The sequence below is a fragment of the Modicisalibacter sp. genome, from assembly GCF_055145905.1.
On sequence record NZ_JBSREH010000041.1, the window covers coordinates 124636 to 135568 of the forward strand.

Here is a 10933-nt window from a genome sequence, read left to right on the forward strand (position 1 = left end):
GATGGCGGCGAGCGGTTCGCGGGGTTCCTTGCTGGGTGTCGTCCTGCTGCTGGTGCTGCTGGTGGCTGGGGGGCGTGCACTGTGGCTATGGCTGGATCGACCGGTCGAACGGGTCTCCATTCGTGGCGAGCTGGAACACGTCAGCGCGGAATATCTGCGCAGCAAGCTGGCCCCGCTGGTGCAGGGCAAGACGTGGCTGTCGGTGGACCTGGCCGAATTGCGCGAGCGGGCGCGGCGCATCGAATGGTTGCAGGAAGTTCGGGTATCGCGACAATGGCCCGATGCCCTGGCCTTCGAACTGTTCGAGCAGCACCCGGTGGCGCGCTGGAATGACACCGAGCTGCTCAACCCCAGAGGCAAGGCGTTTCGTCGCGATTCGGTGACGGTCGACGAGCCTCTGCCCGATCTGGCGGGGCCGCGGGGCAGTGGTTCGGAAGTGCTGGCCTGGTACGATCGTCTCCAGCGGCAACTCAAGCCACTGGGGCTGACGGTCACCCAGCTGCGGCTCGAGGACCGCGGCGCCTGGCGCTTTCAGGTCAATGATGGTCTCTGGGTGATGCTGGGTCGCAACGACAAGCCGGCCCGGCTAGCTCGCTTCGTGGCGGCCTGGCGACGCCAGCTGAACGAGGAGGCGTCGCGGATTCGCTACGTTGATCTACGCTATCCCAACGGCGTTGCCGTCGCCTGGCATGGCGAGGATGCCGAGGCGGGTGCGGACGGCTGACAGGTGCCGGCGTCTGTCGTGATTCCGGTCACTAATCCCGGGCGTCTGGCGCGTGACGAGGTATTTCTTTCGCAAAAAAATCCCCGTATTCTGACCCGAATTCTCTTGGGTCACGGCCTGCTTGGCGTTTACGTTCTATACTTCGACCCAATTTTGTATCTGTAAAAAAACGGTTTCTCAATTCAGTGAAGATCGAGGAGTGATCCCGACCCATGGCAGGACAATCCAATGCTTCCAATATGGTGGTCGGGCTGGATATCGGAACATCCAAGGTCGTGGCGATCGTCGGTCAGCCCACCGACGATGGCGGGCTGGAAATCGTCGGTATCGGTTCGCACCCTTCCCGGGGCATGAAGAAGGGTGTGGTCATCAATATCGAGTCCACCGTCCAGTCGATTCAGCGGGCGGTGGAAGAGGCCGAGCTGATGGCCGGGTGTGACATTCATTCCGTTTATGTGGGTATCGCGGGCAGCCACATCAGCTCGATGAACTCCGATGGGGTGGTCGCAATCAAGGATCGTGAGGTGACGCCCTCCGATATCGAGCGGGTCATCGATTCGGCCCGAGCCCGGGCCATCTCCGAAGGGCAGCGCATCCTGCATGTCCTGCCTCAGGAATTTGCCATCGACACCCAGGAAGGCATTCGGGAGCCACTCGGCATGTCGGGTGTGCGCCTGGAAGCCCGAGTGCATCTGGTGACCGCGGCGCTCAACGCGGTGCAGAATATCGAGAAATGTGTGCGTCGCTGCGGTCTCGAGGTCGATGCCATCATTCTCGAGCAGCTGGCGTCGAGTCATGCGGTACTCACCGAGGACGAGCGCGAGCTTGGCGTGTGCATGGTGGACATCGGCGGTGGCACGACCGACATCGCGGTGTTCACCGAGGGCGCCATTCGCCACACCTCGGTCATCCCCATTGCCGGTGACCAGGTTACCAATGACATCGCCATGGCGCTGCGCACGCCGACGCAGTATGCCGAGGACATCAAGGTCAAGTACGCCTGTGCCCTGACACAACTGGCATCCAGCGATGAAATGATCAAGGTTCCCAGCGTGGGAGACCGCCCGGCTCGCGACCTGTCGCGTCAGTCGCTCGCCGAGGTGGTCGAGCCGCGCTACGAGGAGCTGTTTACACTTGTACGCGAGGAACTGCGGCGCAGCGGCTACGAGGATCTCGTGGCCGCCGGCGTGGTGCTGACCGGGGGGACGGCGCGCATGGAAGGCGTGGTCGAACTCGCGGAGGAAATCTTTCACATGCCGGTGCGCATCGCGAGCCCCCAGAACGTCCGGGGGCTGGTCGACGTGGTGCGCAATCCGATTTATTCCACGGGCGTGGGTTTGCTACTCTACGGTATGCGTGACGCCAAGCCGGGCGATAACCGTGCGGTGTCCGCCCAGCCCCGTAGAGAGGAAGTCTCACGGCGTGGTCTCAAGGATGGCATCTCGGCGCTGGAACGGGTCAAAGGCTGGTTCAAAGGAAATTTCTGACAAGGCCGAAACTGGCCACAGGAGACGGGGCAAATGTTCGAACTGGTAGATAATGCACCTTCCAGCAGCGCTGTCATCAAGGTGATCGGCGTTGGTGGTGGCGGTGGCAACGCCGTCAATCACATGGTCGAGAGCAACATCGAGGGCGTCGAATTCATCTGCGCCAATACCGATGCGCAGGCCCTCAAGCGGGTTGCCGCCAAGACCGTTCTCCAGTTGGGTAGCGAAATCACCAAGGGGCTGGGCGCCGGTGCCAGCCCGGACGTGGGCCGCCAGGCAGCGATGGAGGATCGCGAGCGTATCGCGGAGCTGCTGCAGGGCGCCGACATGGTCTTCATCACCGCCGGCATGGGTGGGGGTACCGGCACCGGCGGTGCGCCGGTGGTGGCCGAAGTGGCCAAGGAACTGGGAATTCTGACTGTTGCCGTGGTGACACGGCCCTTCCCCTTCGAGGGGCCCAAGCGCATGAAAGTCGCCGAGGAGGGCATGAAGGAGCTCTCCCAGCACGTCGACTCGCTGATCACCATTCCCAACGAGAAGCTGCTGGCGGTGCTGGGCAAGAGCGCCAGTCTGCTGACGGCGTTCAGCGCCGCCAACGACGTGCTGCTCGGCGCCGTTCAGGGTATTGCCGAGCTGATCACCAGCCCGGGGATCATCAACGTCGACTTCGCCGACGTGCGCACCGTCATGTCGGAGATGGGCATGGCGATGATGGGTACCGGCGGCGCGACCGGCGAGAACCGGGCCCGCGAGGCCGCCGAGAAGGCGATTCGCAGCCCGCTGCTCGAGGATATCGATCTGCACGGCGCGCGCGGCATCCTGGTCAACATCACGGCCGGTCCCGACCTGTCGATCGGCGAGTTCAACGACGTCGGCGCCACGGTACAGGAGTTCGCCTCTCAGGACGCCACCATTGTGGTGGGTACCGCGATCGACATGGAAATGTCCGACGAGCTGCGGGTCACCGTGGTGGCTGCCGGCCTGGATGGCGCCCGCGAGAAACCGGCCGCCCGTGAATCTGTGGCTCGCCCCGAGACCACCGACTATCGCAAGCTGCAGCAGCCGACCGTCATGCGTCAGCAGGCGGCCAAGGCCGAGCAGGAGGAAACCGCGAAGGCCCGTCAGGAGCGTCGCAAGGCCAAGGACATCGACGACTATCTCGATATTCCTGCCTTCCTGCGCCGTCAGGCCGATTGATCCGGTCGGCAGGCGTCATGGGCTTGGCCGGCGACATTTTTTTGGTTAAACAGCTGTTCGATGTTATAGTGAACACTGTTTGACAATTTATGCAGCAGCCTGGTCATTGCCCATGATTAAGCAAAGAACCCTCAAGAACACCATGCGGGCCACGGGAGTCGGCCTGCACTCGGGCGAAAAGGTCTACCTGACCCTTCGCCCGGCGCCGGTCAACACCGGCATCGTGTTCGTGCGCACGGATCTCGAGCCGGAGGTGCGAATCCCGGCGCGGGCCGAGAATGTCACCGACACCACGCTGTGCACGGCCCTGTCGCGCGATGGCGTCAAGGTGGCCACCGTCGAGCATCTGATGTCGGCCTTTGCGGGGCTGGGCATCGACAATGCCTTCGTCGAGCTCAGCGCGCCGGAAGTGCCGATCATGGATGGCAGTGCCGGGCCTTTCGTGTTTCTCATCCAGTCGGCGGGAATCGCCGAGCAGGAGGCGCCGAAGAAGTTCATTCGCATCAAGCGCGAAGTGCTGGTGCGTGATGGCGACAAGGAGGCTCTCTTCCTGCCCCATGAAGGCTTCAAGGTCACCTTCTCGATCGATTTCGACCACCCTGTCTTCGAGCAGCAGAAGCAGATGGCCAGTGTCGACTTCTCCACCACCTCCTTCGTCAAGGAGGTCTCGAGGGCCCGGACCTTCGGCTTCATGCGTGACCTGGAGTTCCTGCGCGGCCAGAATCTGGCGCTGGGCGGCAGCCTGGACAATGCTATCGTCGTCGATGACTACCGCATCCTCAACGAGGGTGGCCTGCGCTACGAGGATGAGTTCGTCAAGCACAAGGTGCTCGACGCCATCGGGGATCTCTATCAGCTCGGTCACAGCCTGATCGGTGAGTTCCGCGGTGTGAAATCCGGTCACGCCCTCAACAATCAGCTCTGCCGGGCCATGCTGGAAAATCCCGATGCCTGGGAGATTGTCACCTTCGAGGAAGCCTCCCAGCGAGCGCCTATCTCCTATTCGGCGCCCGCCATGGCCATGTAAGGCGTTTTTCGACAGGCAACCAGGCATGCTTGACGCCAGCCCGACCGGGCTGGCGTTTTTCATGGCCATTTCAGGGCTTCGGCTTGCCGTCTTCCGTACGTGCGTGCGAGGCAAGGCGCTCCAGGGCGCGCTTGAGTTGCGGGTCGCGCGTATCCCGGGCGCAGGCCTGCAGTTCCTCGGCGGCGGGGGCGGGCAGCGCTCGGTGCTGAACCGGGGGCGGTTTGACCGGGCTGACGGGGCGAACCTTGAGCGTCAGGGCGAGCACGGCCTCGAAGCCGGGCAGTTCGCGAATCAGGCGCAGCAGGCGTGCCTGTTCGTAACGCAGCCAGGTCAGCCAGTGGGCCCCGTCCGTGATCAGGGTCAGGCGCCCGTCGCGGTAGCCGCCGACGAACAGGTGAGGGCGAATCTCCTCCGGAAGATTATGGCGCAGGTGCGCCTGGGCGCGATCGATGAGCTGTGCCTTGCGGATCAGGCCGCCCAGGTCGGCACCCGAGGTACCCTGCGGGGAGAGGAGGCGTGTCGCGGGCTGGGCGCGAAAACGCTTAGCCTTTATACTCATTGGCTTGCCCGTGAAACTGCGAAAGCGATATCGCGCAATCTAGCATGCCCTGGAGCCATTCGACAGCATGACCTGCCCCCCTCTCGCCGCGACCCGTGCCGACGGAACCGGTCGGCAACGCGCCAGGCGTACGTCGCGCTGGTGGCTGGCCGGTCTGCTGGTCGGCTGCCTGTTGCCGACCACGCTGGGGCACGGTGAGGCGCTCAGGCTCGCCGAGCAGATCACCCAGATCTGCCTCATGGCCCCTGCGGCGATCCGTGAAGAGTCGCGTCGGGCGCGCAAGCGAGCTGCCCACCGCTGGCCAGTCCGTGACGGTCGCCCCCGGTCCAAACCACGAGTGTGGCACGAGGCCGCCGGACAGGCCTGTTGCGGGGTGGATCTGGCAACCCGGGCGCCGAGGGCACCCCCCTTCATTGTGTGAATGCCTGGATCGATATTTCCGGCGGGCACCGTGTCGGCCGGCTCTCTTTGCACAATGATTGGACACTGCTAATGATCAATACTCTGGTTCGCAAGCTCGTCGGCTCCAAGAACGACCGCGAAGTCAAGCGCATGGGCAAGCTGGTCGCCGACATCAATCGGCTTGAAGAGGACATCGCGGCGCTCGACGATGACGCCCTGCAGGCACGTACGGCCCAGTTCCGCGAACGACTCCAGAATGGAGAAAGCCTCGATCGCCTGCTGCCCGAGGCCTTTGCCACAGTGCGTGAGGCCAGCCGCCGCATCATGGGCATGCGCCACTTCGACGTGCAGTTGATCGGTGGGATCACCCTGCATCGTGGGCGTATCGCCGAAATGAAGACCGGCGAGGGCAAGACGCTGGTGGCGACCCTGGCCGTCTATCTCAATGCGATTCCCGGGCGCGGGGTTCACGTCGTGACCGTCAACGACTACCTGGCCCGGCGCGACGCGGAATGGATGCGTCCGCTTTACGAGTCGCTGGGATTGACCGTCGGCGTGATCTACTCGGGGCAGACCTCGGCCGAGAAGCGCGAGGCCTATGCCTGCGACATCACCTACGGCACCAACAACGAGTATGGCTTCGACTACCTGCGGGACAACATGGCATTCTCGCTGGAAGAGAAGGTCCAGCGGGAGCTGCACTACGCGATCGTCGACGAAGTGGACTCGATTCTCATCGACGAGGCACGGACCCCGCTGATCATCTCCGGCCCGGTGGAGGAAAATACCGAGCTCTACAAGGTGGTCGACCGCCTGGCGACGGAACTCGAGGTCTGCGAGGACCCCGAGGAGCCGGAAAGCGGCGACTTCACCCTCGACGAGAAGCAGAAGCAGGTGGAGCTGACCGAGGACGGCCACCACAAGGTCGAGGAGCTGATGCGCCGACAGGGGCTGCTGAACGAGGAGGACTCCCTCTACGCAGCCCAGAACCTGGGACTGCTGCACCACATGCACTCGGCGCTCAGGGCACGCCACCTCTTTCATCGAGACGTCGACTACATCGTCAGCAATGGCGAGGTGGTGATCGTCGACGAACATACCGGTCGCAGCATGCCCGGCCGGCGCTGGTCGGAGGGGCTGCACCAGGCCGTCGAGGCGAAGGAGGGTGTGGCCATCCAGAAGGAGAGCCAGACGCTGGCTTCGACCACCTTCCAGAACTACTTCCGCCTCTACGAGAAGCTGTCGGGCATGACCGGCACCGCCGATACCGAAGCCTTCGAGTTCCGCCAGATCTACGGGCTCGACGTGACGGTGATTCCGACCAACAAGCCGATCGCGCGCGTTGATCACAATGACCTGGTCTACCTCTCGGCCCAGGAAAAGTTCGAGGCGATCATCGAGGACGTGAAAACCCAGCGTGATGCCGGGCGCCCCATACTGGTGGGCACGGCCTCGATCGAGACGTCCGAGTTGCTGTCGGGACTCATGAAGCAGGCCGACATCCCTCACAATGTGCTCAACGCCAAGCAGCACCAGAGCGAGGCGGAAATCATCGCCCAGGCCGGCCAGCCCGGGGCGATCACCATCGCCACCAACATGGCGGGTCGCGGTACGGACATCGTGCTGGGTGGCAACTGGGAGGCGGAGGTCGCCAAGCTCGATAACCCCTCACAGGAGCAGATCGACGCCGCCAAGGCCGAATGGCAGCAGCGCCACGATGCCGTTCTCGAGGCCGGGGGGCTACACGTCATCGGTTCCGAGCGTCACGAGTCGCGGCGCATCGACAATCAGCTGCGTGGGCGTGCAGGTCGTCAGGGCGATCCGGGGTCCACCCGCTTCTTCCTCTCGCTGGAGGACAACCTGATGCGCCTGTTCGGCTCCGAGCGGGTGCAGCGCCTGATGCAGGCCCTGGGGCTCGAGCGGGGCGAGGCCATCGAGCACAAGATGGTATCCAATGCGGTCGAACGGGCGCAGAAGAAGGTCGAAGGGCGCAACTTCGATATCCGCAAGCAGTTGCTCGAATACGATGACGTGGCCAATGACCAGCGCCGCGTGATCTACGAGCAGCGCGACGAGATCCTCGGTGCCGAGGATGTCTCCGATAACGTGGCGGGTATCCGTGATGAAGTGCTCGACGAGGCGATCAGCGGCTTCGTGCCGCCCCAGAGCCTGCCCGAGCAGTGGGACCTGGACGGTCTGCAGCAGTATCTGAAGAGCGAGTTCAACCTCGATGTGCCGCTGACCCAGTGGGCCGAGGAGGATGAAAACTTCCATGAGGAAGCCCTGCGCGAACGACTCCAGACCCAGCACCGCGAGATCTATGCCGCCAAGGTGGAGGCGGTCGGTGAAGAGCTGATGCGGCGTTTCGAAAAGCAGGTCATGCTTCAGGTGCTCGATACCCGTTGGAAGGAACACCTGCAGTCCATGGATCATCTGCGCCGGGGTATCCATCTGCGCGGTTATGCCCAGAAGAATCCCAAGCAGGAATACAAGCGCGAAGCCTTCGAGCTGTTCCAGAGCCTGCTGGGCAATATCAAGCATGACGTGACGCGCATCCTCAGCCATGTCCAGGTGCGCCGTCAGGAAGAGGTCGAGGAACTGGAACGCCAGCGCCGGGAAACACTGGAACGCGAGAAGGCCAGCGCCACGCAGCGTCACGACGATATCGCGGACGACAGTGACGAGGCACCGGAAGGGGAGTCGGCGCAGACGGTACGGCGCGAGGGGCCCAAGGTCGGGCGCAACGATCCATGCCCCTGCGGCTCGGGCAAGAAGTACAAGCAGTGTCACGGCAAGCTGCAGTAAGCGACAATCCCGAACAGGTCAGGAGATGAAACATGGCGGTAGGTGAAGCGGTCTTTCCCCGGATGCCGGTCCTCGATGGGCTGCGTCTGGGTACGGCGGAGGCGGCGATCAAGAAACCGGGGCGGCGTGATCTGGTCGTGATCGAGTTGCCGGAGAATACCGCCGTGGCCGGCGTGTTCACGCGCAATGCCTTCTGCGCGGCGCCGGTTCACGTCGCCAGGCGGCATCTCGCCCGCGGCGACGTGCGCTATCTGCTGATCAATACCGGCAATGCCAACGCCGGTACCGGCGAGCAGGGGATGAAGGATGCCGAGCAAAGTTGCCGAGCGCTCGCCTCGCTGGCCGGTTGCGAAAGCGAGGCGGTGCTGCCGTTTTCCACCGGTGTGATCGGCGAGCCTCTGCCGGTGGCACGAATCGAGGCCGCGCTGCCGCGCGCCCTCGAAAGCCTGGATGACTCACCGGACGCCTGGCAGCAGGCGGGCGAGGGTATCCTGACCACGGACACGCGCCCCAAGGGCGCGACCGCTACCTGCCGGATTGACGGCCAGACGGTGACCATCAACGGCATCAGCAAGGGCTCCGGCATGATTCAGCCCAACATGGCCACCATGCTGGGCTTCGTGGCGACCGATGCCGCCATCGAGCCGGAGTTGCTGGCATCGCTGCTGCGTGAAACCACGCAGGTCAGCTTCAACAGCATTACGGTCGACAGCGATACATCGACCAACGATGCCTGTCTGTTGATGGCTACCGGGCGTAGTGCGCGTGTGGCATGCCCCGAGGATGTCGCCACGTTTCGGGCTGCGCTCGAATCGGTCATGGTGGAGTTGGCGCAGGCGATTATCCGCGACGGCGAGGGAGCAACGAAGTTCGTCACCCTGCAGGTCGAGCAGGCCAGGACGGTACAGGAGGCCCGGGACGTGGCCTTCACCGTCGCCCATTCGCCGCTGGTCAAGACCGCCCTTTATGCCTCGGATGCCAACTGGGGAAGGATTCTGGCCGCCGTGGGGCGGGCACCGGTGCAGGCGTTCGACGTCAACGCCGTGACCATCGACCTCGGTGACGTGCGCCTGGTCGAGCACGGCGGGCGTGCGGCCGGTTATACCGAAGAAGCCGGCAGTCGCGAAATGGCACGGGAAGACATTACCATACGCATCCTTCTGGGACGCGGCGAATCGGCGGCCACCGTCTGGACCTCCGACCTGTCGCACGAGTATATCTCCATCAATGCCGACTATCGCAGTTGATCGGCACATCACTTTTTTCGTCCCGCCAACGAGAAACGACAAGGTTCTAGAGGTAAGTACGCAAGATGATCAAACGACGGGTGCATGTGGCAGCGGCTGCCATCTTCAGCGACGACGGAAACGAGGTGTTGCTGGCCAGACGCCCCTCCACGGTGGATCAGGGGGGATTGTGGGAATTTCCCGGCGGCAAGCTGGCGCCCTACGAAACAGGGTTCGAGGCACTCCGGCGCGAACTGCACGAGGAACTCGGTATCTCCATCGAGCGGGCCCAGCCGCTGATTCGCGTGCATCATGAATATTCCGACAAGCATATCCTGCTCGATGTCTGGCAGGTGCACGGCTTCTCCGGCGAGCCCTATGGGCGGGAAGGGCAAGCAGTTCGCTGGGTCAAGCTGGGGGAGCTGTTCAATTATCCGTTCCCGGCCGCGAATCTACCGATTCTGCGTGCCGTCATGCTCCCGACCGAATACCTGATCACCGCGGAAGAAGAAGATGACGCGGCTTTTCTCGACAAGCTGCAGCGTGCGCTGGTCGAGGACGGCGTTCGCCTGGTGCAGCTGCGGGCCAAGTCGCTGGATGAAGCCGCCTATCTGGCGCGTGCGGAGCAGGCCCTGCAGCTATGCCGTGAGCACGGGGCGCGGCTGCTGTTGAATGCCGAGCCCGAGATGCTTGCGCACATCGATGCCGACGGGGTGCACTTGACCAGTGAACGACTGATGACCCTGGAACGTCGTCCGATTGCTGAAGGCAAATGGCTGTCTGCCTCGACTCATGATGAGGGGCAGTTGACCCAGGCCGGGCGGATCGGCTGCGATTTCGTGACCCTGTCGCCGCTGCGGACCACGCCCTCGCACCCCGATGCCGCGCCCCTGGGCTGGCATGACTTCCAGCAACTCGTGGAGCCCGCGGCCATGCCGGTGTTCGCGCTGGGTGGGATGACCCGGCATGACGCCAACCATGCCCGGGCTGTCGGGGCTCAGGGCATTGCTTCAATTCGGGACTTCTGGCGCTAGGCCGAGCGCTTCGGAACAGGGCGCCGGAAGCCACTGGGTATCCGGCGCCGGCCTCCTTTGGCAAAAAAGTTCGCCAAGGGGCTTGTCAGGGCCGATGTTGATGCGTAAAGTACGCATCCGCTGCCGACGACGGGACACGTCACCGGCGGTATTGAGGAGAAGCAAGTGGTTGTTTCCTCGAAGATTTTTTGGAAGGCGGCGATGAAAATCGCACTTGCCAAACCGCTTCGAAGCGCCTAGAATGCTCTCCCACGATTCGGCAGGCCGGCGGCCGCCGCGGGATCGGTTTTCACCGATCGCCACGACGACAAACGCCGCTTGACACGCCGGGCCGAATCGGTAGAATACAGCCTCTCTCGCAACGAGGCGCTCAACGAGCAACGGTTGCGACGCTCTTTAACAATTCGATCAGGTAATTCATGTGGGCGCTTGGCCGAGATAACGGTGACACGTCACCAAATATCAAGGCAAG

Annotated in this window: 8 protein-coding genes; 7 read left to right on the forward strand and 1 reads right to left on the reverse strand. The window is 63.3% G+C overall.

The annotated features are described in order from the left end of the window. The first annotated feature begins 1 nt into the window (after window position 1). From ACTCB7_RS12715 to lpxC, 4 genes are all read left to right on the forward strand, one after another. Entirely contained in the window at window positions 2–724 is a 723-nt protein-coding gene (locus ACTCB7_RS12715) for a cell division protein FtsQ/DivIB (protein WP_463006955.1), read from the forward strand. 212 nt (window positions 725–936) lie between these two features. After that, window positions 937–2211 (forward strand): cell division protein FtsA, encoded by a 1275-nt coding sequence (ftsA, locus tag ACTCB7_RS12720; protein ID WP_163649848.1) that lies wholly within the window; start codon window positions 937–939, stop codon window positions 2209–2211. A gap of 33 nt (window positions 2212–2244) precedes the next feature. After that, window positions 2245–3408: a cell division protein FtsZ gene (gene ftsZ, locus ACTCB7_RS12725; RefSeq protein ID WP_224415139.1), complete on the forward strand. Its 1164-nt coding sequence runs from the start codon at window positions 2245–2247 to the stop codon at window positions 3406–3408. Window positions 3409–3520: 112 nt separating this feature from the next. After that, complete coding sequence (gene lpxC / locus ACTCB7_RS12730) at window positions 3521–4435, forward strand: UDP-3-O-acyl-N-acetylglucosamine deacetylase (RefSeq protein ID WP_224415138.1); 915 nt, start codon at window positions 3521–3523, stop codon at window positions 4433–4435. Window positions 4436–4505: 70 nt separating this feature from the next. Here the strand turns inward: lpxC and ACTCB7_RS12735 are convergent, their stop codons facing one another. Next, entirely contained in the window at window positions 4506–4994 is a 489-nt protein-coding gene (locus ACTCB7_RS12735; protein WP_224415137.1) for a DUF721 domain-containing protein, read from the reverse strand. A gap of 492 nt (window positions 4995–5486) precedes the next feature. Between ACTCB7_RS12735 and secA the strand changes: the two genes are divergently transcribed. The 3 genes from secA (at window position 5487) to ACTCB7_RS12750 (ending at window position 10461) form a co-directional block, all read left to right on the forward strand. Next, the gene (gene secA, locus ACTCB7_RS12740) at window positions 5487–8201 is read left to right on the forward strand and encodes a preprotein translocase subunit SecA (RefSeq protein ID WP_463006956.1); all 2715 of its coding nucleotides are present in this window, start codon (window positions 5487–5489) and stop codon (window positions 8199–8201) included. Between the two features lie 32 nt (window positions 8202–8233). Then, window positions 8234–9448, forward strand: a complete 1215-nt coding sequence (gene argJ, locus ACTCB7_RS12745) for a bifunctional glutamate N-acetyltransferase/amino-acid acetyltransferase ArgJ (protein ID WP_463006957.1) — start codon at window positions 8234–8236, stop codon at window positions 9446–9448. 65 nt (window positions 9449–9513) lie between these two features. After that, on the forward strand, window positions 9514–10461 hold the full coding sequence (locus tag ACTCB7_RS12750) for a Nudix family hydrolase (protein ID WP_463006958.1): 948 nt from the start codon (window positions 9514–9516) through the stop codon (window positions 10459–10461). Window positions 10462–10933: the final 472 nt, after the last annotated feature.

What these genes read in the sequence shown, in the direction of transcription:
- ACTCB7_RS12715 (WP_463006955.1), top strand. Translation starts at nt 2, where the DNA reads ATGGCGGCGAGCGGTTCGCGGGGTTCCTTGCTGGGTGTCGTCCTGCTG.
- ftsA (WP_163649848.1), top strand. Translation starts at nt 937, where the DNA reads ATGGCAGGACAATCCAATGCTTCCAATATGGTGGTCGGGCTGGATATC.
- ftsZ (WP_224415139.1), top strand. Translation starts at nt 2,245, where the DNA reads ATGTTCGAACTGGTAGATAATGCACCTTCCAGCAGCGCTGTCATCAAG.
- lpxC (WP_224415138.1), top strand. Translation starts at nt 3,521, where the DNA reads ATGATTAAGCAAAGAACCCTCAAGAACACCATGCGGGCCACGGGAGTC.
- ACTCB7_RS12735 (WP_224415137.1), bottom strand. Translation starts at nt 4,994, where the DNA reads ATGAGTATAAAGGCTAAGCGTTTTCGCGCCCAGCCCGCGACACGCCTC.
- secA (WP_463006956.1), top strand. Translation starts at nt 5,487, where the DNA reads ATGATCAATACTCTGGTTCGCAAGCTCGTCGGCTCCAAGAACGACCGC.
- argJ (WP_463006957.1), top strand. Translation starts at nt 8,234, where the DNA reads ATGGCGGTAGGTGAAGCGGTCTTTCCCCGGATGCCGGTCCTCGATGGG.
- ACTCB7_RS12750 (WP_463006958.1), top strand. Translation starts at nt 9,514, where the DNA reads ATGATCAAACGACGGGTGCATGTGGCAGCGGCTGCCATCTTCAGCGAC.